The organism is Micromonospora sp. NPDC050695, from assembly GCF_040654415.1.
In the GTDB taxonomy this organism is placed as follows: domain Bacteria; phylum Actinomycetota; class Actinomycetes; order Mycobacteriales; family Micromonosporaceae; genus Micromonospora.
Genome location: NZ_JBFAHZ010000022.1, coordinates 55,876 through 79,198 on the forward strand (window position 1 = coordinate 55,876; position 23,323 = coordinate 79,198).

Here is a 23,323-nt window from a genome sequence, read left to right on the forward strand (position 1 = left end):
GGCACGGCGGGTAACCGGGAAGGCGCCGGAACCGGGCAAATGGGTTGTGGGCTTGCTCACCGCCCGGAGTTTTTCCGAGCGTCACCCTTGACATCGCGAATGTTCGTGAAAGTATTCACAAGCGAACTTGAGTTACCGGGACATTGCCTGGATATGCTCGTCAGGTTGAGCTGTTCCAGCAGGTCCCCGGAGCCAACTGCCTGCTCACGCACTGCCGAATGGACGGACGCGAACTGTCACCGTCGGCACTGCGGATGCATATAGGAAAAGCACGACAAGCAATAATTGCCACCCATCCAGAATGAGGAGTGTTGCCGCCATGGACTGGCGTCACCATGCTGTCTGCCGCGACGAGGACCCGGAGCTGTTCTTCCCAATCGGGACGTCCGGACCGGCTCTCCTGCAGGTCGAGCAGGCCAAGGCCGTCTGCAGGCGCTGCTCCGTGACCGACCAGTGCCTTCAATGGGCACTCGAGTCGGGTCAGGACGCCGGCGTCTGGGGCGGAATGAGCGAAGAGGAACGACGCGCTGTCAAGCGGCGCGGCGGCCTCCGGGTGCTGCGCGCTCACTCCGCCTGATCCCAACGACACAGCTGCACGCCCCGGTGGGTCCGCCCACCGGGGCGTTCCGCTGTCCAGAACGGGTTCAGCCCGCGACGACAGCCCGGAATCACCCAGCCGATGCCACGACACGACCGGACCGGTCATCGACCCGGCGCAGCACCAACTCGGCCACCTCCGGCGCGTCGGTCAACGGGGCGGCCACCGCCACCGCACCGGCCGCCCGAGCCTCCTCGGCCACCGCGTCATGGAACAGGCCCGGCGCCAGGAAGTACCCGGCCACCGCCACCCGGCGGGCACCGGCCGCCCGCAACCGGGACACCGCCACACCGGTCCGCGGTGGGGCCGCCGAGGCGTACGACACCCGGCAGGGCACCCCGGACTCCGCACCGAGGGCATCCGCCACCCGGCCCACCGAGCCACGTGCCCGCGCGTCCCGGGTGCCCGCCGCGGCCAGCACCAGCGCGTCGAAGCGGCCCGGGCACACCTCACCGAGCCGGCGGCGCAGCCCCGCCAGCAGCGCCGGAGCCACCGTCCCGTCCGCCGGGCCGAGCACGTCGGTCACCCGTACCGCCAGCGGTGGCCCGGACCGCGTCGCGGCGGCGACGGCCGCCGGAATGTCCACCCGACGGTGGTACGCGGCGGTCAGCAGCAACGGCACCAGCACCGCGCTCCGGTGACCGGCCGCCGCCAGGGCGCGCAGCACCTCGGTCGGCCCCGGCTCGGTGTGGTCCAGCCAACTCGCGCACACCGCGACGCCGGGCCGGGCCGCCGACACGGCCCGGGCCAGCGCACGGGTGGCCTCGGCAGCCCGCGGATCCCGGCTGCCGTGCGCCACCAGCACCACCGGATCCGCCCCGCCGGCCACGTCCGGGCCGGTCGGGGTCGGCACCGGGGAGGTCAGACGTGCAGCCCGCACTCGGTCTTCTCGAACATGGCCCACCGGCCGGCCCGCGCGTCCTCGCCGGCCTTCGTCCGACGGGTGCACGGCCAGCAGCCGATCGAGCCGTACCCCTGCTTGAACAGCTCGTTGACCGGCACGTTCCACCGGGCGATGTAGGCGTCCACATCCCCCTGCGACCACGCCGCGATCGGGTTGACCTTGACCTTGGCGCGCCGCGCGTCGAACGTCACCACGGGCGTGTTGGCCCGGGTCGGCGACTCGTCGCGACGCAGGCCGGCGGCCCAGGCGTCGTACCCGGACAGCGCCCGCTCCAGCGGCTCCACCTTGCGCAACTGGCAGCAGTCGTCCGGTGACTTGTTGAACAGCCGGGGACCGTACTGGCCGTCCTGCTGCCCCACGGTGAGCCGGGGCCGGATCGACCGGACATTCACCGGGAGCGTCCGGGCCACCTCGTCGCGCACCCGCAACGTCTCGGGGAAGTGCAGGCCGGTGTCGAGGAAGACCACGTCCACCCCCGGGGCCACCCGGGACACCAGGTGCGCCAGCACCGCGTCAGCCATCGAGCTGGTGACGCAGAACCGGTCACCGAAGGTCTGCGCCGCCCACCGGGCGATCTCCAGCGCCGGAGCGCCCTCCAGCTCCCGGGCGGCCTCCTCGGCCAGCGTCCGCAGCTCGTCCGGATTGCGGCGGGACGGGTCGACCGGCGTCGGGCCAGCCGGGCCGACCAGACCCAGACCGGCGGCGGAGACCAGGCTCATCGGGTCACCGCCCGGCTCAGCAGGCCGGTGAACTTCACCGCGAAGACCCGGGTGCAGGCATGGCACTCCCAGGCGCCGTGCCCCGCCTCGTGCGGCCGCAGGTCCTCCTCGCCGCAGTAGGGGCAGTACAGAGGTGCCGCTCGGTTCTCGCTGCTCACCGCAGTGCCTCCTCGTCGACTCTGATCACCCAGTTGGCGAACGTCTCGCCCTCGCTCCGCCCGGCCAGGTAACGGCGGGCCAGTCGTTCCACGTACTCCGGAAGCTCGTCGGCGGTGGTCTTCAGGCCGCGCAGCTTGCGGCCGAAGCCGGCCGTCTGCCCCTGCGCCATGCCCAGGCCGCCACCGAGGTGCACCTGGAAGCCCTCCACCTGCCGGCCGTCGGGGCCGACCACCAGCTGACCCTTGAGCCCGATGTCGGCCACCTGGGTGCGGGCGCACGCGTTCGGGCAGCCGTTGATGTGGATCGAGATGTCCGCGTCGAAGTCCCGCAGCCGCTGCTCCAGTCGGGCCACCAACTCCTCGCCACGGGCCTTCGTCTCGACGATGGCGAGCTTGCAGTACTCGATGCCGGTGCACGCCATGGTGCCGCGTCGCCAGGCCGAGGGCCGGGCCTCCAAACCGATTCCGCGCAGCGCGTCGACCAGCGACTCCGTCCGCTCCGACGGCACGTCGAGCACCAGCAGCTTCTGGTACGGGGTGAGTCGCACCCGGTCGCTGCCGTGCGCCTCGACCACGTCGGCCAGTTGGGCGAGCTGCCCACCGGAGACCCGCCCGACCACCGGCGCGGCACCCACGTAGTGCCGCCCGTCGGCCTGCTCGTGCACGCCCACGTGGTCGACCGGCTTCGACGGCAGGGTCGGCGCCGGGCCGTCGAGCAGCGTACGGCCGAGGTAGTCCTTCTCCAGGACCTCGCGGAAGCGCTCCACGCCCCAGTCGGCCACCAGGAACTTCAGCCGGGCACGGTTGCGCAGCCGGCGGTAGCCGTAGTCGCGGAAGATCCCGACCACGCCGGCCCACACGTCCGGCACCTCGGCCAGCGGCACCCAGACGCCGAGCCGCTGGGCGAGCATCGGGTTGGTGGAGAGGCCGCCGCCGACCCAGACGTCGAAGCCGGGGCCGTGCTCGGGGTGGTCGACGCCGAGGAAGGAGATGTCGTTCGACTCGTACGGGGTGTCCACCTGCCAGGAGATCGACGTCTTGAACTTGCGGGGCAGGTTGGAGAACTGCTTGTCCCCGACGTACCGGGCGACGATCTCGTCGATGGCCGGGGTCGGGTCGAGCACCTCGTCGCGGGCCACTCCGGCGACCGGGCTGCCCAGCACGATCCGCGGGCAGTCGCCGCACGCCTCGGTCGTCTGCAGGCCGACCGACTCCAGTCGACGCCAGATCTCCGGCATGTCCTCGACGCGGATCCAGTGGTACTGGATGTTCTGCCGGTCGGTGATGTCCGCGGTGTCCCGGGCGAACTCCCGGGAGATGTCCGCGATCACCCGCAACTGCGCCAGGCTGAGCTGCCCGCCGTCGATGCGGACCCGGAGCATGAAGAACTCGTCCTCCAGCTCGTGCGGCTCCAGCACGGCCGTACGGCCACCGTCGATGCCCGCCTTGCGCTGCGTGTAGAGGCCCCACCAGCGGAACCGACCGCGCAGGTCCTGCGGGTCGATGGAGGCGAAGCCGCGGTGCGCGTAGATGGTCTCGATCCGGGCCCGGACGTTGAGCGGGTCGTCGTCCTTCTTGATCCGCTCGTTGGGGTTGAGCGGTTCGCGGTGGCCGAGCGCCCACTGACCCTCACCCCGCGGCCGGCGCGCCGCCCGCGCCGGGCGGGCCGTCGGGTCCTCGGAACGAGCCGGGATGCTGCTGACCGCCATCGCGGCGTCCTCCGTTGTCTGCTGTGCCTCGGGGTACGCGGGGCGCGGCGGCCGGCCCGGCGAAGCGGGCGGGACAACGGTGTCTGAGACAGCCGGCGCGGAGCGCGCCCGAGACGGATTGGTCGGGCGTCGTCAGTAGGCCGGACAGATCGCGCTGCGCACGCGGCCGTAGTCGACGTGGCGACGTGCCACGAAGCGGCGGACGACAGCGGCGGTCATGGGCCCCATGCTGCCACACCGCAGTGTGCCCGGCCAATGACTGCGTGCCGGATCCCACATCACGGGCCAGCTTCCGGGGCGGGCCTGTGGCAGGCTCGATACGTGGGCGCAATGTCCGAAAAGCGGCAAGGGGTGGCGGGGGTGCGGTGGTCCCGCGTCCCGGTCTGGCTCCCTCCGGCGCTGCTGACCCTGGCGGTGACCCTGACCGGGCTGGGCTCCGCCCAGTTGTGGCGCGACGAGTTGGCGACCTGGAGCGCGGCCACCCGGTCGCCCGACGACCTGGTCCGTTTGGCCGGCACCATCGACGCCGCCACCGGCCCGTACTACCTGCTGATGCACGTCTGGCTCGCGGTCGTCGGCGATTCCACGGTGGCTCTGCGCGTGCCGGCGGTGGTGGCGATGGCCGTGGCCGCCGGGCTGCTCGCCGTGCTCGGTGCGTGGCTGGTCGACCGGCGCACCGGCCTCGTCGCCGGGCTGCTGTTCGCGGTGCTGCCGGGCACCTCCCGGTACGGGCAGGAGGCCCGCCCGTACGCCCTGGCCACCATGCTCGCGGTACTGGCCACCCTGCTGCTGGTCGCCGCGCTGCGTCGGCCGGGCTGGGCGCGGTGGGCCGGGTACGCCGCCGCCGTGGCCGCGCTCGGCCTCATCCACCTGATCGCGCTCACCCTGCTCGCCGCGCACGCGCTGGTTGTCCTTGTCGCCTGGCGGCGCGGACCCGCCGGGGCCGGCATCGCCCCGGACGGCAGCGCCGGCGGCCGGGACCGGCAGCTGTGGTGGCGATGGCCGGTCACGCTGGTGCCGGCCGTGCTGCTGGTGGGTCCGTTGCTGCTCAAGGCGCGGGCGCAGCGGTCCGCGCAGTTGAACTGGGTCGACCTGGCCCGGCCGGACGACCTGAGCGCGCTGCCCGGCGGTGTCGCCCAGAGCAGTGTGGTGGGCGGTCTGCTGGTCGGGGTCGCCGTGCTCGGCGCGGCCCGGCTCGGGCGGCGCGCTCTGCTGCCGGTGAGCGCGGTGCTGCTGCCGGTGCTGCTGCTCTTCGCCGCCGGCGCGGTCGTACCGCTGTGGGTGCCCCGCTACCTGGTCTTCGTGGTGCCATTCGCCTGCCTGCTGGCCGGCGCGGCACTGGCGGCGGTGGCCACACCGGCCGCGCTGGCCGTGGTGGTCCTGGCCGGGCTCCTCGGCCTGCCCGACCAGGCGGCGCTGCGACGGACCCACGAGTGGCCGCGCAACGCCCCGGTCGACTACGCGGGCGCCGCCCGGGTGATCGCCGACGGTCAGCGACCGGGCGACGCGGTGGTCTACTCGCCCCGGCGCAGCTGGCTCTTCCTCGACCTCGGTATCGAGTACCACCTCGGCGACCCACCACGCGACGTGCTGGTCACCGAGGACGAGGCTCGCCGGGGCGACCTGTGGGCCGCCGAGTGTCCGCTACCGGCGCAGTGCCTGGCCGGCACGCGGCGGGTGTGGCTGGTCGTCGCCGGGCGGCACGCCGAGCCGCTGGCCGCCGTGTCCGGCGCCAAGGGCGACGCGCTGCGGTCGGACTTCACCGTCGCGCAGGTCTGGCAGCGGCCCGGCCTGACCGTCGCCCTGCTCACCAGCCGCTGACGACCGGTCACCGCGGCGGGCCGGTGGCGTCGACTGGCGGCCTGACTGCTCAGCCGGCACGGCTCACCTCAGCCGGCGGGCCCCCGGGGCGGCACACCTCGATGAGCGTGATGCCTGTGAGTCATCTTGATGACTGACAGGCATCACGCTCACTCTGGTATCCGTGCCCACGGCGACCCGCCCGACGGAGGGCGGCTCAGCCCTGGGAGCGGCCCTCGTGGGCGTTGCGGGCCAGCGGTACGACCAGCACCGCCTCGGTGCCGCCGGTGGCGCCCGCGCGCAACTCGATGGTGCCGCGCAGTTCCCCGGTGACCAGGGCCCGGACGATCTGCAGGCCGAGTCGGCTGCCGCGCTCGGCGTCGAATTCCGGTGGCAGGCCGCGCCCGTTGTCGGTCACCGAGACGTGCAGCATCTTGCGGAACCGGTGCGCCGAGACCACCACCTCCGGCCGCACCGCGGGGTCGACCTCGGCGACGGCGGCCGGCACCACGCCCGACGCGGCCGGCACGGGGGTTTCGTCCGCCTCGTCCGCCTCGTCCGCCGGCGGGAAGCCGTGTTCGACGGCGTTGAGCAGCAGTTCGTTGAGGACCATCACCAGCGAGGTGGCGATCTCCGCCGGCAACACCCCGAAGGTGCCCCGCCGGCGCATGCCGACGCTCACCTCGGTCGCCGCGACCTCGGTCGCCGCGCTCGCCACCCGGTCGACGATGCCGTCGAACTCGACCGCCTCGTCACTGGACATGGAGAGCGTCTCGTGCACCAGGGCGATCGAGGCGACCCGACGGACCGACTCCTCCAGCGCGACGCGGGCCTCCGGCATGGCCACCCGGCGGGCCTGCAACCGCAGCAGCGCGGCCACCGTCTGCAGGTTGTTCTTCACCCGGTGGTGGATCTCCCGGATGGTGGCGTCCTTGGTGATCAGCGCCCGATCACGGCGGCGGACCTCGGTGATGTCCCGGACCAGCACCAGCGCCCCGATCGGCACCCCGGCGGGCATCAGCGGCAGCGCCCGGGTGAGCATCGTGGCGCCACGAGCGTCGATCTCCCGCCGGGGCGGCGCCTCTCCGCGCAACGCGGCCAGGATGCCGTTGGCCGCCTCGGTGCCGTCCAGCGGGTCACCGGCCAGCCGGCGGTGCAACGCCGCCAGGTCCTCCCCCACCAGGTGGGAGGCGTAGCCCAACCGGCGGTACGCGGACTGCGCGTTCGGGCTCGCGTAGGTGACCTTGCCGCCGGCGTCCAGCCGCACCAGGCCGTCACCGACCCGGGGCGCCGAGGTGGTCTCACCCGGGTGCCGGGGCGGCGGGAAGGTGCCGTCCGCGATCATCTGGGCCAGGTCGTCGGCCGTGGTGAGGTAGTTGAGTTCCAGCTGGCTGGGGGTACGCGCGGTGGAGAGGTTGGTGTCCCGCCCCACCACGGCGATCACCTCGCCGGCCTCACCCTCGGCGCTGCGCAGCCGGACCGGGATCGCCTCGTGCCGGGCCGGCACGTCGCCGTACCAGACCGGGTCGCCCTCCCGCCAGATCCGGCCCTGGGAGTACGCCACCCCCAGGTGGGCCACCTCCGGCCCGCCGACGATCCGACCCACCTGATCGTCCTGGTACGCGGTGGGCGCGGTCGTCGGGCGGACCTGGGCGACGCAGAGGAACGTGCCGTCGGCGTCGACCGGCACCCAGAGCAGCAGGTCGGCGAAGGACAGATCGGAGAGCAACTGCCAGTCGCCGGCGATCCGGTGCAGGTGGTCGATGTCGGCCGGACGGAGATGGGTGTGCTCCTCGGCGAGGTCGCGCAGCGTGGACACGGTGACCAGGGTGCCACGCCGCGCCTCACCTCGTCGCGGTGACCTTCTTCAGCCCACGCGGTGCGTCCGGATCCTCGCCCCGGGTCAGCGCCAACGCCAGCGCCAGGCGCTGCAACGGCAGGATGTCCAGCAGCGGGGCGTACCGCTCGTCGACCTCGGGAACGGCGAGCCGGGTGGCGCCCGGTACGTCGGCGGAGCCCACCACCACCACGTCGGCGCGGCGTTCGCCGAGGCGGGGCAGCACCTCCCCCATCGACCGGCCACCGGGGCCGGAGCCGACCACGGCGAGCACCGGCACCTCCGGGTCGGTCATCGCGAGCGGCCCGTGCAGCAGGTCGGCGCCGGAGAAGGAGAGCGCCGGCAGGTACGAGGTCTCCATCAGCTTCAGCGCCGCCTCCCGGGCGGTCGGGTAGGCGTACCCGCGCCCGGTGGTCACCAGCTGCTGGGCGAAGCGGTAGCGCGGCGCGAGTCGGGCCGGGGTGTCGTCGGCCAGGGTGCGGGCGGCCAGCTCGGGCAGTGCGGCGAGCGCCTCCCGTTCGGCCGCCGGGAGCACGCCGTCACCGGCCCGGACGCCCTCGATGAGCATCAGCAGGGCGAGCAGCTCCGCGGTGTACGTCTTGGTGGCGGCCACCGCCCGCTCGTGCCCGGCGGCGATGTCGATGCTCAGCTCGGCCGTCTCGACCAGTGGCGAGTCGGGGGCGTTGGTCACCGCGAGGGTCAGCGCGCCGGAGGCCCGCGCGGCACGCAGCACCTCGGCCAGGTCGGGTGAGCCGCCGCTCTGGCTGACCCCGACGACCAGCGCGTCGGACAGGTCGGGTGAGCCGCCGTAGAGGGTGACCACGCTGGGTGAGGCCAGCCCGGCGGGCAGGCCGAGGCGGATCTCGGTCAGGTACGCCCCGTAGAGGGCCGCGTGATCGGAGGTGCCGCGTGCGGTGAAGACCACGTGTCGCGGCCGGCGCTCGGCCACGGCCGCCGCCACCCGGGCGATCTCCCCGGCGTTGGCGACGGAGAGCAGGCGCGCGTAGCCGGCCGGCTGCTCCTCGATGTCGGCGGCCATTCCGGCCCCTGCACGTGTCACGGAAACTCCCCCCCTTTGCGCGATTGCCGCGCGTTTCCTGCTCAGTCTTGCACCTTTCAAGGTAAGGGAGCAATCGAACGAGCAGCAGTGCGCAGTTGATCACCAAACCATCCCAACATCAACTACCCTTGAGCCCCGTGCCGCTGCGACGAGAGGACGACGTGCCCGAGGGAAGGGACGACCCCGCACTCTCCGCGACGGAGGAGCTGGCCCTCGCTCGGCTGGCACTGGACGAGGGCGACCTCCACCACGCCGCCGGCCACCTCGCCGGCGCGCTGGCCCGGGCACCCACCCTGCCGGAGGTGCACGAGACCCTGGCCCGACTGGCCGCCGCCAGTGGCGGCGGCCTCGACCTCTTCCCGATCAACCACCACACCTTCGTCGGCGCGGTCGTCGCCCGCGCCCACCTGCTGGCCGCCACCGGCCGTCCCGCCGAAGGGCTCGAACTGCTGGCCGCCGCGACCGGGTACGCGCCGGGCACCGAATGGGCCGGTGTGCCCTGGGTGACCGCACCCGAACTCGCCGAGCGGCTCGACCCGGAGCACATCGCCCGGATCCTCATGCAGGTCTGCTCCGCGCTGCCCGACCCGGTGCCGCGGATCGGCCGACCGGCACTGGCGCCGTACCTCACGCTGGCCCGCAACGCGATCACCGTCCACCCCGACCACGGCCTGCTGCTGGGCGCGGCGTCCGCGCTGGCCCGGCGGCTCGGCGAGGTCGCGCTGGCGATCCGCTGGGCCGCCCGCGGCGTACGCGCCGAGTCGTCGAAGATGGGCGAGGTCTGGCTCGGGTACGCGTACCGCAGTGCGGGCCGGACCCGCGACGCCCTCGCGGCCCTCAACCGGGCCGTCGCGCTGGACCCCGACGACCTGGCCATCTACGCCGACATCGCCGGCACCCTGGCCGAGACCGGCCGGCTCGACGAGGCGTTGGAGTGGACCGAGCGGGCGCTGGCCCGGGACCCGTCGTTCGACTGCGCGGTGCACACCGCCCACCGACTGCGGCACCTGCGCGACGGGGATCTGGCCCACCTCGTCGCACTCGCCGACTTCGTCCGTGACCACCCGGACGACACCCACGAGCACGGCGACCTGGCCCAGTGCTGTCGGGGTCGCCCCTGGCTCGGGCAGCTCACGCCGGCCGGTGGCCCGCTGATCGACGCGATGCGCCGGGCGGTGGCCGATGACGACAACGGTGTCGGCAGCGCGGTCCGGTTGGCGGCGGCGGCACCGCCGAGCGCCGTACGGACAGCCACGTCGACGGCCCCGGGGCTGCGGATCGAGATCACCGGCACCCCACAGCCGGACCCGCGCGAGCCCCGCCGGGCGTCCGCCCAACGGTTGTGGGACTACGCGGACGCCGTCCCGACGCCCGCGCTGCCGGAGCCCTCGGCGGTGGCGGTCGAGCGGATCGGGCAGGTCGCCCACCCGGCGTGGCCGCACCCTCCGGCGGCTTACGACGCGGCGGTGGGCCTGGCCGGCCTCGACGTACCGGACCTGCTCGGTCTGCTGGTGCATCCACCGGCGGCGCCGGCCAACGCGGTGGGCCGCCTGCTGGCCGCCCACGACCCGTCGGTCTGGGTACGCGGCGTGCAGGTGTGGGCCTGCCTGGGACTGCTGCACCATCGCACCGACGAGCCGTGGGACGGCTCGACGCGACGCCGGGTGCTGCTGGACCTGGTCTGGGGCGTGGAGGACTGGGTGACGGAGGCGGCACTGTTCGCCCTGGTCACCGCCGCGTGGGTGGACCCGGAGGTACGGCCTGACGTGGCCCGCGTGGTGGCCGAGCGGCTGGCCGACGTCGCCGCCGTGGCCCGCGCCAGGCCCGTCCCGATCGCCGCCTCGCTGGCCCATGTGGCGCTGGCCGCTCCGGTCCTGGACGCCACCACCGCGGCCCTGGCCACCGAGCTACTGGCCGACCGCCAGTCCCACCACACCCTCCCCCGCCCCCGCAACCCGCTACGCCGCCTCTGGCACCGCCTAACCCATCGCCGCTAACCCCCGCCCCGCCCCGCGCCGACCCGGAGGTCGACGCGGCGCTTGGCGGGGGTTTCTGGTCAGGCGACGGGGGCCTTGCCGAGGGCGATCTCGGCCTCCTCCTCCGGGGTGGCCTGCGCCGGTGCCTCGTTGGCGGTGCGCAGTGGGATCTCCTTGATGAACCAGGCGAGCACCGGGATCACGATGGTGAACAGCACCGCCCAGAGGAAGACGTGCGAGATGGCGTCGGCGAGACCGCCGAGCACCAGCTCCCGCGCCTGGGCGGGCAGCTGCTTGAGCATCTCCAGGTCCATCTCGGCCCCGGCCTTGCCACCGAAGGCGTCGCCCGCGGCGGAGTCGGCCAGCCGGTTGGCGAAGATCGCGCCGAACAGCGAGATGCCGAACGAACCGCCGATCGACCGGAAGAAGGTGGCCGCGCCGCTGGCCGCGCCCAGGTCCTTCTGCTCCACGCTGTTCTGCGCGATCAGCATCGAGGTCTGCATGAGGAAGCCCATGCCGACACCGAGCACGACCATGTAGAGCGAGGACTCCACCTTGCTGGTGCCGGTGTCGAGCATGGTCAGCAGCGCCATGCCCGCGGTCATCACCACGCCACCGATGATCGGGTACGCCCGGTACTTGCCGTTCTTGGTGATCGCCCGCCCGATGACCAGCGAGACGACCAGCATGCCGAACATCAATGGCAGCAGCAGCAGACCGCTGTTGGTGGCCGACGCCCCCTGCACGGTCTGCTGGTAGAGCGGCAGGAAGTTCATCGCGCCGAACATCGCGAAGCCGAGCAGGAAGCCGATCACCGAGATCAGCGCGAAGTTGCGGTTGGCGAAGAGCCCCAGCGGCAGGATCGGCTCCGGAACCCGGCGTTCGACCAGGCCGAACGCCACCAACGCGAGCACCGCCAGCACGGCCAGGCTGAGGATCTGCGCGGAGGCCCAGGCGTACTGGCTGCCGCCCCAGGTGGTGATCAGCACGATCGCGGTGATGCCGACCGAGAGCAGCCCGGCGCCGAGCCAGTCAATCCGGTGCTCGGTGCGGTACTTCGGCAGGTGCATCGTGGTGATCAGCACGAGCAGCGCCACGCCGCCCAGCGGCAGGTTCACGTAGAACGCCCAGCGCCAGGACAGGTGATCGGTGATGAAGCCACCGACCAGCGGGCCAGCGACCATGGCGATGGCCATGATGCCGGCGATCATGCCCTGGTAGCGCCCACGCTCGCGGGGCGGGACCAGGTCGCCGATGATCGCCATCACGCCCACCATGAGGCCGCCGGCGCCCAGGCCCTGCACGGCCCGGAAGCCGATGAGCTGGACCATGCCGTCCTGCGGGCCACCGAACATCCCCGAGCCGGCCATGCCGCAGAGGGCGGAGCCGATGAGGAAGATGATGACCGAGGTGAGGAAGACCGACTTGCGGCCGTAGAGGTCACCGAGCTTGCCCCAGATCGGGGTGGAGACGGTGGTGCCCAGGACGTACGCGGTGACCACCCAGGTGAAGTGGTCGAGCCCGCCGAACTCGCCGACGATCCGCGGTAGCGCGGTGCTGACGATCATGTTGTCGAGCATCGCGAGCATCATCGCGATCATCAAACCGAACAGCACGACCCGTACGTTGGGTCGTGCGCCGGCCTGGGTTGCCTGAGTCATGGGTAAGCTCCCCCCGAGGATTGCCATACTTACTTGCCGCCCGGCTAGTCACCTTACTAGCCGCACGGTAAGTTGGGTAGCAAGTCACAGTCAAACCAATTGGAGGGCGTGGGTGAGGGAGAGCACAGGCGGGACGCGGGAGCGGATCAAGGCCGTCGCGCTCGAGCTCTTCACCGAGCAGGGGTACGAGAAGACGTCGCTGCGGGAGATCGCTGAGCGCCTCAACGTTACCAAGGCCGCCCTCTACTACCACTTCAAGAGCAAGGACGACATCGTCGCCAGCTTCGTCGAGGACCGGCTGGAGAAGATGGACGCGCTCACCGCGTGGGCCGAGTCGCAGCCCGCGACCCTGACCACCCGACGTGAGCTGATCTCCCGGTACGCCGACACCATGTTCGCCGGTGACCTGCCCACGGTGATGCGTTTCTTCGAGCAGAACCAGACGGTGCTCAAGAGCCTCGCCTCCGGCCAGCAGATGCGCGGCCGGATGATGCAGCTCGCCAACGCGCTCTGCCGGGGCGACGACTCCCCCGCCGCCCAACTGCGCGCCGCGCTGTCGCTGTTCGCCGTGCACACCAGCTGGTTCGCCGTCCGCGCGCCGGACATCAGTGACGACGAACGCCGCCGGCTCGCCCTGGAGGTGGCCGACGAGTTGCTGGCCGCCATCGGCTCCGAGCCGGGCGAGGACGCCAAGCCGGGCGAGGACGCCGACCCGGGTGAGGACGCCAAGCCGGGCGAGGACGCCGAGCCCGACGTCAGCGCCACACCGGCCAGCTCGGGCAGCCCGCAGGGCTGACCGACCGGCGGCTCAGCCGCGGGGCAGCTCCAGCCGCAGGCCGAGCAGGTCCACACCCTCCTCCGGCGACCAGTCCTTCTCGGGCAACCGGACGAATCCGAGCCGCTCGTAGAGCCGGTGCGCCGAGGCGGCCATCCCGGCCCGGACGCAGATCACCACGGCCGTGCAGCCCAGCTCGACCGCGCGGTCCACGCAGGCCCGGGCCAGTGCCGCGCCGACACCACGCCCCTGCGCGGCCGGGTCCACCGCGAGCATCCGGAACTCCGCCTCGCCCGGCCCGGACAACTCGGCGAACGGCGTGCCCGGCAGCACGAAGGTGACCGAGCCGAGCACCGCGCCGGTCGCCTCGTCCACCGCGACCAGCACCTCGCCACTGGCAGCGCGAATCGACACGTCGGCCAGCACCACGGCGTACCCGTGCTCGCCCTTGAGCTGACCGTCGGCCTCGTACGCGGCCACGGTCAGCCGGGCCACCGCCGCAAAGTCGCCCGGCTCGGCGCGCCGGACCAGCACGCCGGTCAACCGATCACCGCGATCAGGTCACCGTCCTGCACGACGTCACCCTCGTTGACGACGAGCTGCTCGATCACACCGTCGGACTCGGCGACGACCGGGATCTCCATCTTCATCGACTCGAGGATCACCAGGGTGTCGCCCTCGGACACGGTGTCACCGGTCGACGCGACGACCTTCCAGACGTTCGCCACCATCTCGGCGCGGATCTCCTCGGCCATGTCCAGGCCCTCCCTTTTCGCGATGTGCCTGCCGACGTATCCAATCATGCGGCAGCGGACGGTGGGCGCGGAGCGGTGCGGCCCGGTTGCCGCGCCCGCCCTGGGGAAGGCGGCGCGTGTCGACCGCACTACCATCAGCGGGTCGGACCCGACGCCGGGCGGCCGGAGGGTGCACGGGCGCCGAGGTTGTGCGCACGAGGGATCCGACCCATCACGAGGAGGTCAGCATGGCGAAGAAGTCCCGCAAGAAGAAGGCCCGTAAGAAGAGCGCCGCGAACCACGGCAAGCGTCCCAACTCCTGAGTCGGCGCGGCGGGCCACGGCCCGTCACCGATCAGCCCGAGCCCGGCGGACACCGGGTACACCGGTGGCCCGGGTCGACATCGACCCGGGCCACCGGCTTCGTCCGTCAGATGTGCCGACGCTCAGTCGGCCAGCTCGCGGGATTCACTGGTCTCGAAGACCACCAGCTCGGTGAGCTTGACCCGCAACCGCTCGCGCAGCTCGTTCGGCGCGGTCTCGTTGCCGCAGCAACGGGCGACCAGCGCACGGACCTCCTGCTCGAGGCCGTACTCGCGCAGGCAGGGCCCGCACTCGTCGAGGTGGTGCCGGATCAGCGTGCGCCGCTCGTCGGCGCACTCCAGATCCAGGTAGAGGTAAACCTCCGCGAGCACCTCGCGGCAGTCCGTCTCGTGCGGCTCCCCACAGCTCACGTCACACCTCCCGGCCGGCAGCGGCAGCGGTCGAGCCCTTCGACGAGCGGGCCGCACTGAAGCCCCGCTCCGAGGCGTAGCGCTCGAGCAGCTTTCGCAGATTACGACGGCCGCGGTGCAGACGCGACATCACGGTGCCGATCGGCGTGCCCATGATGTCGGCGACCTCCTTGTACGAGAAGCCCTCGACGTCAGTCAGGTAGACGGCCAGGCGGAACTCCTCCGGCAACTGCTGGAGGGCCTCCTTGACGTCGCTGTCCGGCAGCCGGTCGAGCGCCTCGGTCTCGGCCGAACGCAGACCGCTGGAGGTGTGCGACTCGGCCTCGGCGAGCTGCCAGTCGGTGATCTCCTCGGTGGGCGCCTGGATGGGCTGGCGCTGCCGCTTGCGGTAGGAGTTGATGTAGGTGTTGGTCAGGATCCGGTACAGCCAGGCCTTCAGGTTGGTGCCCTGCTCGAACTGGTGGAAGGCGGCGTACGCCTTCAGGTAGGTCTCCTGGACCAGATCCTCGGCATCCGCCGGGTTGCGTGTCATCCGCAGCCCAGCAGCGTAGAGCTGATCGACGAATGGCATCGCGTCCCGCTCGAACCGGGCCCTGCGCTCGTCCGTCTTCTCGGTGGTCAACCGCACATCCCCTCGCGTCGGATGCTTTCCCGCCGAGGATACGCGCACGGACCTGGCCACAGATTCACTTCCGGCCGGTGTGCCCGCGCTCACCGCGTCCAGCCCGCCCGGTTCCACCGTCGCGGGCCACTCCGGAGCGTCCAACAGCCGCTTCAGCTGCTGGGCATCCCTTTCGTCCCGTTCCCGGATCCGTGTCTCGGTCGGCACCGGTCACCCCCCTCGCAGAAAAGTCGTCCGGGGGTAGTAACGCGAGATGACGGGTGGGGCATTCCGGCCGCCTCTCCCGTTCCTGGTCCCGGCCCCGACGGGCGGCCGGCGCTGGGACCAGGAAGGGCCTGGGAGGGTCGGCACCGCCCGTCCGGAACTGGTCTGGCGGCACCATCGGATGCAACGACCCGCGCCCGGCACCGGACACGGTCCCCCCGGCCCGCCGGAACGAGGATCGCCGATTCAGTCGGCCGTCCAGCCCCGGGTACGCAGCCAGTCCCGCACCACGTCCGCCGTGCCGGCCGGATCCCGCCGCAGGTCGTGCGTCTCCCTCGGACGGGTCACCACGTGCACGGCCGGCCCGGGCTGCGGCACCCCGAAGGGGTCGCGGTCGCCGTTGACCACCAGCGTCGGCAGGCCGGTGTCCAGTTCGGCGGCCCGGGAGCGTTCCGGGCGACCGGGCGGGTGCAGCGGGAACGCCAGCGCCACGACACCGGCCGCGCCCACCGCGTGCGCCGTCCGGCACGCCACCCGCGCGCCACTGGAGCGACCGCCGACCACCAGCGTCGCAGCGCCGGGGTGCCGGTCGCGCAGCACGGCGGCGAGCACCGCCGTCCAGGCCTCGTCGAGGTGGCCGGCGGGGGCCGGCGCGCGGCGGCCGGCGACCCGGTAGGGCTGGGTCACCCGGATCACCGCGAGGCCGGCCGAGACCGCCGCGTCGCGCACCGCGAGCAGGTCGGGCGCGTCCACGCTGCCACCCGCGCCGTGCCCGAGCACCAGCAGCGCGGCGTACGGCCGGGCTGGCAGGTCGGTGTCGATCCGCGCTGGCCCGCGTGGGGTGTCGATCTGGTCGCTGAGCGGCACCGGCCCATTCTGCGCCGCCCCGCCGCGGGCCGGGCGGCGACCGGGCCGATGGTCAGCTCAGCGGGACCAGGGTGAGCAGGCGGTCCCGTACCGGTGGGCCCGCCTCGTCGGCGGCGGCTGGATCCGGTTCGACCTCGCCGCGCCAGGCGACGAGCATCGCTCTGCGCTCGCGGGGCGTGGTCGCGCCCCATACGCCGTGGCAGTCACCGACCTCCAGTGCCCAGGCCAGGCAGGACCCCTGCACGTCGCATGTGCGGCACAGTGCGACGGCGGCGTCCGCCGGCTCGTTCGGTGCCGGAAAGAATGTCTCCGGATCGACGCTCTGGCAGGTGCCTCTGGTGCGCCATGCGTCGTCCTGCCGCCTTTCCCGCAAGGCCCGCAGCAGTCTCGGATCTCGCTGCGCCGCGGCCACCTCGTGCGGGCGGGGCATACGTGCCCGTGTCATCCACCCACCTCCCCCGTGGGACCGGCAAGATCGATGGTTGTCGTCCGCCCCGTGCGAATCGACACCCACTACCGGCGCTGTGTTCTATCGCATTTATGGACGCCGGGACAAGGGGCTGCCGGGAACATGGCTGAACGGCCAGGAGACGAATCACGCGCAACCCTGGCAAATCGGTGCCCGACGATGCGTGGTCGTCAGAACAGGGTCAACTCCTGCGGTGCCGGCTCCATCGGCACGCGGGCAGTCAGATGCGGACCGTCGTTGCGGACGTCGCCGACCGCCGGGCCCACCGGACGGATCTCCAGACCGGCCAGCCAGTCCGGCGACGGCGTGGCGAGCAGATGGTCCGGCTCGTCGGTCGGCGCCAGCCAGGAGGACCACCGCTGCGACGGCAGCAGCACCGGCATCCGGTCGTGCACCTCGGCCAGCTCGCCGAGCGCCGCCGTCGTCAGCACGCTGAAGGTGAGCCGGGTGTCGGTGCCGGACTCCCAGACCGACCAGATGCCGGCCAGCGCGAGCACCGACCCGTCGGCGGGGGTCATGTAGTACGCCTGCCGGCCGCCGTCGGGCAGCCGGACCCACTCGTACCAGCCGTCGGCCGGGACCAGGCAGCGGCGGCGCGCGAACGCCCCGGCGTACGCCCGGCTGGTGGCCACCGTCTCGGCCCGCGCGTTGATCATCCGGGCCGCCCCCGCCGCCGAGCGGGACCAGTGCGGCAGAAACCCCCAGCGGCCCACGCACAGGCTGCGGTGCCCCTCCGGGGTGAGCCGCACCAGCGGCACCGGATCGGTGGGCGCGACGTTGTGATCCGGCCGCACCTGGCCGTCGGTGTCGTCGGACGACTCGAACAGCGCGCTCAGCTCGCCGGAGCTCCGGGTCGTCGCGTACCTGCCGCACATGGTGCCCACGCTAACCCGCCGAGGGCCCCGTCGACTGTCCCGCCAACCGGGAGTACGAGCACCGACCGACGCCGTGCACCGGCCGACACGGCAGAATGTAACCGTGGGGAACCTGACCGCGACCCGGCCACCGCAGCCGTGGAGCGCACCGACCGCGTCCGACCCGGTGGCGGTGACACTGCGCCTGCCCGGCTCCAAGTCGATGACCGCCCGCGCCCTGGTGCTCAGCGCCCTGGCCGCCGGCCCGTCGACGCTGGCGCGGCCGCTGCGCGCCCGCGACACCGAGCTGATGGCGTCCGGCCTGCGGGCGATGGGCGCGCACGTGTCGATCAGCGACGACGAGCGCTGGCTGGTCCGACCGCACCCGCTGGTCGGCCCCGCGCACGTCGACGTCGGGCTGGCCGGCACGGTGATGCGGTTCGTGCCGCCCGTGGCGGGCCTGGCCGACGGGCAGGTCACCTTCGACGGCGACCCGTACGTCCGCACCCGGCCGCTCGGTCCGCTGGTCGACGCGCTGCGCTCGCTGGGCGTGCGGATCGACGTCACCGGCTCCGGCAGCCTTCCGTTGACCGTGCTGGGCACCGGCCGGGTCACCGGCGGCGAGGTGGTGATCGACGCGTCCGCCTCCAGCCAGCTGGTCTCCGGGTTGCTGCTGGCCGCCCCGCGCTTCGACCGGGGCGTCGTGGTGCGCCACGTCGGCCCGCCGGTGCCCTCCGCGCCGCACCTGCGGATGACCGCGCAGATGCTGCGGGCCGCCGGCGCGGCGGTCGACGACTCCACGCCCGACGTGTGGACCGTCGAGCCCGGCCCGCTCACCGGGCGCGGCTGGGAGATCGAGCCGGACCTCTCCGGCGCCGTGCCGTTCTTCGCCGCCGCCCTGGTCACCGGCGGCGAGGTGACCCTGCAGGGCTGGCCGCACAGCAGTGCGCAGCCGGTCGAACAGCTCCGCTCGCTGCTGCAGCGGATGGGCGGCGAGGTCACCCTCTCCACCGACGGGCTGACCGTGCGGGGCACCGGCGTGGTGCACGGCCTGACCGCCGACCTCTCCGACGTCGGCGAGCTGACGCTCGTGCTGACCGCGCTGGCCATGCTGGCCGACTCGCCGTCGGTCTTCACCGGCGTCGGGCACATCCGGGGCCACGAGACCGACCGGCTCGCCGCGCTCGCGCGAGAGTTCGGCGGGCTCGGGGCGGACATCACCGAGACACCGGACGGCCTGGAGATCCGGCCGCGGCCGCTGCGCGGCGGCCTGTTCCGCACATACCACGACCACCGGATGGCGCACGCCGCCGCGGTGGCCGGGCTCGCCGTGCCCGGCATCGAGGTGGACGACGTGGGGTGTACCTCCAAGACCATGCCCGAGTTCCCGGCACTATGGTCAGCGATGGTGACCGGCAAGAGCTGACGCGAGAAGAGGACAGGTCCTGGCGACCAGACGGCGGGAGTACGACGAGGACGACGTACGGGTCCGGCCCGGGAAGTCGTCGCGTCCGCGTACGCGCACCCGACCCCAGCACGCCGACGCGGTGGACGGCTTCGTCATCGCCGTCGACCGGGGCCGCTACCAGTGCGTGCTGGCCGGAGCCGAACGTGGCGTGGTCGGGGCCGAGCTGCCCACGATCACCGCGATGCGGGCCCGCGAGCTGGGCCGCAAGTCGGTGGTGGTGGGTGACCGGGTCAGCCTCGTCGGGGACACGTCCGGCGCGGAGGGCGCCCTCGCCCGCATCGTCCGGATCGCCGAGCGCCGCTCGGTGCTGCGCCGCACCGCCGACGACGACGAGACCACCGCCGAGGGTCGCCTGGAGCGGGTGGTGGTGGCCAACGCCGACCAGCTGGTGATCGTCAGCGCGTTGGCCGACCCACCACCGCGCACCGGGTTCATCGACCGCTGCCTGGTGGCCGCGTACGACGCGGACGTCGAGCCGCTGCTCTGCCTCACCAAGGCCGATCTGGCCGGGCCGGAGGAGGTGCTGGGCTACTACACCGAGCTGGAGCTGCCGTACGTGCTCAACCGCCCCGACTCCGACCTGGACGCCCTGCGCACGCTGCTGAGCGGCAAGGTGTCGGTGCTGGTGGGGCACTCCGGGGTGGGCAAGTCGACGCTGGTCAACCGTCTCGTGCCGGACGCCCTGCGCGCGGTCGGCGTGGTCAGCGCCATCGGCCGTGGTCGGCACACCTCCACCAGCGCCGTGGCGCTGCGACTGCCACCGGTGCCCGGTGTCGACACTGACCCGGGTTGGATCATCGACACCCCGGGCATCCGCAGCTTCGGGTTGGCGCACGTCTCCGCGGACAGCCTGCTGCACGGCTTCCCCGACCTGGTCGAGGGCACGGTCGACTGCCCACCGAACTGCCCGCACACGGCCGACGAGGCCGACTGCGGGCTGGACGCCTGGGTGGCCGCCGGCAAGGCCGATCCGCGCCGGCTGGCGTCGTACCGCCGGTTGCTCGCCTCCCGGGCCGGCGAGGGTGACGCGCGCGGCGAGAGTGACCAGCGCGGCCCGGGCGAGGGTGACCGGCGCGGGCCCGACGAGTGACCCGGCGGGCGTCGGCTAGGTTGCCGGGATGACCGGGTACGCCGACGACCTCGCCCTCGCCCACCTGCTCGCCGACCGGGCCGACGCCATCGCCACGGGCCGGTTCCGGGCGCTCGACCTGCGGGTGGAGGCGAAGCCCGACCTGACCCCGGTCTCCGACGCGGACACCGCCGTGGAGCGGGAGATCCGCGCGCTGCTGGCCGAGCACCGGCCGGGCGACGGGCTGCTCGGCGAGGAGTACGGCGCGCGGACGGCCGGTGACCCGGACGGCCGCCGGTGGATCATCGACCCGATCGACGGCACCAAGAACTTCGTCCGGGGCGTGCCGGTGTGGGCCACCCTCATCGCGTTGTACGACGGCGACCGGCCGGCGGTCGGTGTGGTGTCCGCACCGGCGCTGGGCCGGCGGTGGTGGGCGAGCGCGGGCGGCGGCGCGTACGCGGGGCCGGGCCCGGACGCCGGCGTGCGGATCGGCGTCTCGGCGGTGCGGCAGATTGCCGATGCCAGCGTCTGCTACTCGTCGCTGACCGGGTGGGAGAGCGCCGGACGGCTCGACGCGATGCTCGATCTGCTGCGGGCCAGTTGGCGCAGCCGCGCGTACGGCGACTTCTACGGTTACATGCTGCTGGCCGAGGGCGCACTGGATGTGATGGCCGAGCCGGAGTTGTCGCTGTGGGACGTGGCGGCGCTGGTGCCGATCATCACGGAGGCGGGTGGCACGGTCACGGATCTGGATGGTCGACCGGCCCCGACCGGCGAGCCGGGCACCGAGAGCAGCGTGGTGGCCACCAACGGTGCACTGCACGCCGACATCCTCGCTCGGCTGGATCGACCAGCCGAGCGCTGACCCCCGGCAACCTCTATCCTCGCCAGGTGGTCTCCTCCGGCTGGTGCTTCCTCGCGGCGATGATTGTCGCGTACGGCTTCGCCAACCTGCTCCAGTCGGTCGCCGCGGCGCGCACCACGGTGCACCACACCTTCGATCCGGGCCTGCTGCTGCGGCTGGCCGGGCACCGGACGTACCTGGTCGGGTTGAGCTGCCAGATCGGCGGTTTCGTGCTCGCGTTCCTGGCCCGTCGGGACCTGCCGTTGTTCCTGGTGCAGGCCAGCGTGGCGGCCGGGCTCGGGGTGACCGCCATCCTCGGTGTGGTGGTGCTGAAGTGGCGGCTGCCGGTGGCCGAGGTGGCACTGCTGGCCCTGCTCTTCGCCGGGATCACCGCGCTGGTGCTGGCCGCCCGACCGGCGCCGTCGAAGCAGCTCGGCACCGCCGGCTCGGTGGCCCTGCTGGTGGCGCTGGCCGTCATCGCGGTGCTCGGCGTGTTCGCCGTCCGGTTACACGGCGCGCCCGGGTCGGTGGCTCTCGGTTCGCTGGCCGGGCTGGCCTTCTCGTCGGCCGCGGTCGCGGCCCGTCCGCTGGCCTCCGCGCCGTCCGCCGAGGCGTTCCTCGCCAACCCGCTGTTCTACCTGCTGATCGCCCACTCGATCGTCGGCCAACTGCTGCTCGGCCTCGCCATGCAGCGCGGCTCGACGACCGCCGCGGTCGCCGCGATGGACGCGGCCGGCGCGGTGCCGGCGGCGATCGTCGGCCTGCTGCTGCTCAACGACAAGATCTGGCCGGGGCGTGAATGGCTGGCCGGGGTGGGTTTCCTGGTCACTCTGGCCGCGGTGATCGGGCTGACCCGGTACGCGCAACCCCAGCAGCACCGGTCGGTGCCGCGCCGCCGGGATCCGGCCATGGTCGGCGCCGGCCGGTCGGCCTGACCGCTCAGGCCTCGACCGGCTTGCGGCGGCTCACCACCCGCTCGTAGAGGCGTTCCAGCGCGCCCGCCGTCCGGTCCCAGGTGTAGCTGCTGCGGACCCGGTCCACGGCCGCGTGGCCGTAGGCGAAGCGGCCGGCGTTGTCGGCGAGCAGCCGACGCAGCGAGACACCGAGCGTCCGGACGTCGCCGGGGGGCACCAGCCGACCGGTGACCTCGTCGACGACGGCGTCCGCCAGACCGCCCATCGCGTAGCCGACCACCGGCACCCCGCAGGCCATCGCCTCCAGTGAGACCCGCCCCGCCGAGGAGTAGTGCGGCGTGCAGGCCACCACGTCGGCCGACCGATACCAGGTGGCCATCTGGTCGTGCGGCACCGCGCCCACCAGGCGTACCTGGTCGGCGACCCCGACCTGCTCGGCCAACTCTCGCAGCCGGCGTGCCTCCGCGTGGTTGGCCAACGCCTCGGCCGGTGGCCCGCCGGCGATCACCAGCTCGGCGTCGCCGACCAGCCGCATCGCCCGGATCAGGTCATCCTGGCCGTGGCCCGCGGCGAGCCCGCCGACGGAGAGGATCCGGGACCGCTGCTCGCGCGGTGCGGCCTCGCCGTCGGGGTGGAACTGGTCGGTGTCCACCCCGGCCGGCACCATCGCCACCGAGCTGCGTTGCAGACCCATCCGGGTCAGCTCGTCCACCTCGTCGTTGCTCTGGGCCACCGCGATGTCCACCGCCCGGGTCAGCGCCCGCTCCAGCGGGATCCGCTCCCCCGGCCCGTCGTACCGGCCGCCCAGGTGCCGCAGTTGCTCGACACCGAGGGAGTGGAAGGTCTGCACCACCGGGATGTCGGTTTCCCGGACGGCGTGCGCGGCGGCCAGCCCGCCGACCCAGTAGTGGCCGTGCACGATCTCGGGTCGCCAGGGGCCGGACCACTCGTCGGTGAGCCAGCGGCCGAACTCGGTGACGTGCGGGATCAGCTGGGCGGTGGGCAGCGGGACGGGTGGCCCGGCGGACACCCGGTGCACGTGATAGCCGTCGACGTCCATGGTCCCCGGCAGCTCGGAATCGTCCCGGCGCTCGTAGATCCGGACGTCGTGGCCTCGGCCGGCCAGCTCGGCGGCGACCCGCGCGATGTGCTGTTGGGTGCCGACCGGCGGGCCGTCGGCGTGCCGGTACGAGCTGGTGTGCGCGCAGACGAGGCCGACGCGCATGGGTCACCTCCCTGCGATCTTGTCCCTCGGCGGTGGTCCTCCCGGTCGAGCGTCCCATTAACCCGGTGGCCCGGAGTCGAAACCTGGCAGATCGGGAACAGTCCCCGCAGGTGCCGCCGA

The 23,323-nt window shown here is 73.0% G+C and carries 23 protein-coding genes; 8 read left to right on the forward strand and 15 right to left on the reverse strand.

The annotated features are described in order from the left end of the window. The first annotated feature begins 319 nt into the window (after positions 1–319). The gene (locus AB0H52_RS18535; protein ID WP_007072794.1) at positions 320–577 is read left to right on the forward strand and encodes a WhiB family transcriptional regulator; all 258 of its coding nucleotides are present in this window, start codon (positions 320–322) and stop codon (positions 575–577) included. 91 nt (positions 578–668) lie between these two features. Here AB0H52_RS18535 and AB0H52_RS18540 read toward each other — a convergent pair whose 3' ends face one another. Genes AB0H52_RS18540 through AB0H52_RS18555 form a run of 4 tightly spaced genes read right to left on the reverse strand, consistent with a single transcriptional unit; the run spans position 669 to position 4,088 of the window. Next, complete coding sequence (locus AB0H52_RS18540) at positions 669–1,451, reverse strand: CbiX/SirB N-terminal domain-containing protein (protein ID WP_357948820.1); 783 nt, start codon at positions 1,449–1,451, stop codon at positions 669–671. Between the two features lie 8 nt (positions 1,452–1,459). Then, complete coding sequence (locus AB0H52_RS18545) at positions 1,460–2,221, reverse strand: phosphoadenylyl-sulfate reductase (protein WP_151491573.1); 762 nt, start codon at positions 2,219–2,221, stop codon at positions 1,460–1,462. After that, the gene (locus AB0H52_RS18550; protein ID WP_192580389.1) at positions 2,218–2,379 is read right to left on the reverse strand and encodes a hypothetical protein; all 162 of its coding nucleotides are present in this window, start codon (positions 2,377–2,379) and stop codon (positions 2,218–2,220) included. Before AB0H52_RS18550 ends, AB0H52_RS18545 begins: the two co-directional genes overlap by 4 nt. Beyond that, on the reverse strand, positions 2,376–4,088 hold the full coding sequence (locus AB0H52_RS18555) for a nitrite/sulfite reductase (RefSeq protein ID WP_151491572.1): 1,713 nt from the start codon (positions 4,086–4,088) through the stop codon (positions 2,376–2,378). Before AB0H52_RS18555 ends, AB0H52_RS18550 begins: the two co-directional genes overlap by 4 nt. Before the next feature lie 360 nt (positions 4,089–4,448). Between AB0H52_RS18555 and AB0H52_RS18560 the strand changes: the two genes are divergently transcribed. Continuing rightward, entirely contained in the window at positions 4,449–5,909 is a 1,461-nt protein-coding gene (locus tag AB0H52_RS18560; RefSeq protein ID WP_225854669.1) for a glycosyltransferase family 39 protein, read from the forward strand. A gap of 196 nt (positions 5,910–6,105) precedes the next feature. Here the strand turns inward: AB0H52_RS18560 and AB0H52_RS18565 are convergent, their stop codons facing one another. Both AB0H52_RS18565 and AB0H52_RS18570 read right to left on the reverse strand, forming a co-directional pair. Next, on the reverse strand, positions 6,106–7,707 hold the full coding sequence (locus tag AB0H52_RS18565; protein WP_151491571.1) for a PAS domain-containing sensor histidine kinase: 1,602 nt from the start codon (positions 7,705–7,707) through the stop codon (positions 6,106–6,108). Between the two features lie 25 nt (positions 7,708–7,732). Further along, positions 7,733–8,764 (reverse strand): SIS domain-containing protein, encoded by a 1,032-nt coding sequence (locus AB0H52_RS18570; RefSeq protein WP_151491584.1) that lies wholly within the window; start codon positions 8,762–8,764, stop codon positions 7,733–7,735. A 182-nt stretch (positions 8,765–8,946) separates the two neighbouring features. Between AB0H52_RS18570 and AB0H52_RS18575 the strand changes: the two genes are divergently transcribed. Beyond that, complete coding sequence (locus tag AB0H52_RS18575) at positions 8,947–10,782, forward strand: tetratricopeptide repeat protein (RefSeq protein ID WP_357948823.1); 1,836 nt, start codon at positions 8,947–8,949, stop codon at positions 10,780–10,782. A 59-nt stretch (positions 10,783–10,841) separates the two neighbouring features. On the opposite strand, the gene AB0H52_RS18580 is transcribed toward AB0H52_RS18575, so the two are convergent. Further along, positions 10,842–12,422: an MDR family MFS transporter gene (locus AB0H52_RS18580; RefSeq protein WP_357948788.1), complete on the reverse strand. Its 1,581-nt coding sequence runs from the start codon at positions 12,420–12,422 to the stop codon at positions 10,842–10,844. Positions 12,423–12,534: 112 nt separating this feature from the next. Between AB0H52_RS18580 and AB0H52_RS18585 the strand changes: the two genes are divergently transcribed. After that, on the forward strand, positions 12,535–13,218 hold the full coding sequence (locus tag AB0H52_RS18585; protein ID WP_357948791.1) for a TetR/AcrR family transcriptional regulator: 684 nt from the start codon (positions 12,535–12,537) through the stop codon (positions 13,216–13,218). Positions 13,219–13,230: 12 nt separating this feature from the next. Here AB0H52_RS18585 and AB0H52_RS18590 read toward each other — a convergent pair whose 3' ends face one another. From AB0H52_RS18590 to AB0H52_RS18620, 7 genes are all read right to left on the reverse strand, one after another. Then, positions 13,231–13,740, reverse strand: a complete 510-nt coding sequence (locus AB0H52_RS18590; protein ID WP_151489983.1) for a GNAT family N-acetyltransferase — start codon at positions 13,738–13,740, stop codon at positions 13,231–13,233. After that, a complete protein-coding gene (locus tag AB0H52_RS18595; protein ID WP_192580271.1) occupies positions 13,737–13,958 on the reverse strand; it encodes a biotin/lipoyl-binding carrier protein in 222 nt (73 codons plus the stop codon). The genes AB0H52_RS18590 and AB0H52_RS18595 overlap by 4 nt, the downstream gene beginning before the upstream one ends. Before the next feature lie 418 nt (positions 13,959–14,376). Further along, positions 14,377–14,664, reverse strand: coding sequence for a mycothiol system anti-sigma-R factor (gene rsrA, locus AB0H52_RS18600; RefSeq protein ID WP_151489985.1), 288 nt, complete (start codon positions 14,662–14,664; stop codon positions 14,377–14,379). A 1-nt stretch (position 14,665) separates the two neighbouring features. Continuing rightward, positions 14,666–15,493, reverse strand: a complete 828-nt coding sequence (locus tag AB0H52_RS18605; protein ID WP_151489986.1) for a sigma-70 family RNA polymerase sigma factor — start codon at positions 15,491–15,493, stop codon at positions 14,666–14,668. A gap of 243 nt (positions 15,494–15,736) precedes the next feature. Then, complete coding sequence (locus tag AB0H52_RS18610; protein ID WP_151489987.1) at positions 15,737–16,357, reverse strand: alpha/beta family hydrolase; 621 nt, start codon at positions 16,355–16,357, stop codon at positions 15,737–15,739. Between the two features lie 52 nt (positions 16,358–16,409). Continuing rightward, on the reverse strand, positions 16,410–16,802 hold the full coding sequence (locus AB0H52_RS18615; protein ID WP_151489988.1) for a WhiB family transcriptional regulator: 393 nt from the start codon (positions 16,800–16,802) through the stop codon (positions 16,410–16,412). 194 nt (positions 16,803–16,996) lie between these two features. Further along, positions 16,997–17,701 carry an SOS response-associated peptidase gene (locus AB0H52_RS18620; protein WP_151489989.1) on the reverse strand — a complete coding sequence of 235 codons (705 nt, stop codon included), beginning with the start codon at positions 17,699–17,701 and terminating at the stop codon, positions 16,997–16,999. Between the two features lie 103 nt (positions 17,702–17,804). Between AB0H52_RS18620 and aroA the strand changes: the two genes are divergently transcribed. The 4 genes from aroA (at position 17,805) to AB0H52_RS18640 (ending at position 21,999) form a co-directional block, all read left to right on the forward strand. Continuing rightward, positions 17,805–19,106: a 3-phosphoshikimate 1-carboxyvinyltransferase gene (gene aroA / locus AB0H52_RS18625; RefSeq protein ID WP_357948796.1), complete on the forward strand. Its 1,302-nt coding sequence runs from the start codon at positions 17,805–17,807 to the stop codon at positions 19,104–19,106. 121 nt (positions 19,107–19,227) lie between these two features. Further along, positions 19,228–20,238, forward strand: coding sequence for a ribosome small subunit-dependent GTPase A (gene rsgA / locus AB0H52_RS18630; RefSeq protein ID WP_151489991.1), 1,011 nt, complete (start codon positions 19,228–19,230; stop codon positions 20,236–20,238). A gap of 28 nt (positions 20,239–20,266) precedes the next feature. Further along, a complete protein-coding gene (gene hisN, locus AB0H52_RS18635) occupies positions 20,267–21,085 on the forward strand; it encodes a histidinol-phosphatase (protein ID WP_357948800.1) in 819 nt (272 codons plus the stop codon). A gap of 26 nt (positions 21,086–21,111) precedes the next feature. Continuing rightward, entirely contained in the window at positions 21,112–21,999 is an 888-nt protein-coding gene (locus AB0H52_RS18640) for a hypothetical protein (protein ID WP_151489993.1), read from the forward strand. Positions 22,000–22,003: 4 nt separating this feature from the next. Here AB0H52_RS18640 and AB0H52_RS18645 read toward each other — a convergent pair whose 3' ends face one another. Beyond that, positions 22,004–23,203 carry a glycosyltransferase gene (locus AB0H52_RS18645; protein WP_151489994.1) on the reverse strand — a complete coding sequence of 400 codons (1,200 nt, stop codon included), beginning with the start codon at positions 23,201–23,203 and terminating at the stop codon, positions 22,004–22,006. Positions 23,204–23,323: the final 120 nt, after the last annotated feature.

Bases quoted from the DNA above. Each gene is read 5' to 3' on its own strand.
- AB0H52_RS18555 (WP_151491572.1), bottom strand. From the start codon at position 4,088: ATGGCGGTCAGCAGCATCCCGGCTCGTTCCGAGGACCCGACGGCCCGC.
- AB0H52_RS18545 (WP_151491573.1), bottom strand. From the start codon at position 2,221: ATGAGCCTGGTCTCCGCCGCCGGTCTGGGTCTGGTCGGCCCGGCTGGC.
- AB0H52_RS18615 (WP_151489988.1), bottom strand. From the start codon at position 16,802: ATGACACGGGCACGTATGCCCCGCCCGCACGAGGTGGCCGCGGCGCAG.
- AB0H52_RS18570 (WP_151491584.1), bottom strand. From the start codon at position 8,764: ATGGCCGCCGACATCGAGGAGCAGCCGGCCGGCTACGCGCGCCTGCTC.
- AB0H52_RS18645 (WP_151489994.1), bottom strand. From the start codon at position 23,203: ATGCGCGTCGGCCTCGTCTGCGCGCACACCAGCTCGTACCGGCACGCC.
- AB0H52_RS18535 (WP_007072794.1), top strand. From the start codon at position 320: ATGGACTGGCGTCACCATGCTGTCTGCCGCGACGAGGACCCGGAGCTG.
- AB0H52_RS18580 (WP_357948788.1), bottom strand. From the start codon at position 12,422: ATGACTCAGGCAACCCAGGCCGGCGCACGACCCAACGTACGGGTCGTG.
- hisN (WP_357948800.1), top strand. From the start codon at position 20,267: ATGACCGGGTACGCCGACGACCTCGCCCTCGCCCACCTGCTCGCCGAC.
- AB0H52_RS18620 (WP_151489989.1), bottom strand. From the start codon at position 17,701: ATGTGCGGCAGGTACGCGACGACCCGGAGCTCCGGCGAGCTGAGCGCG.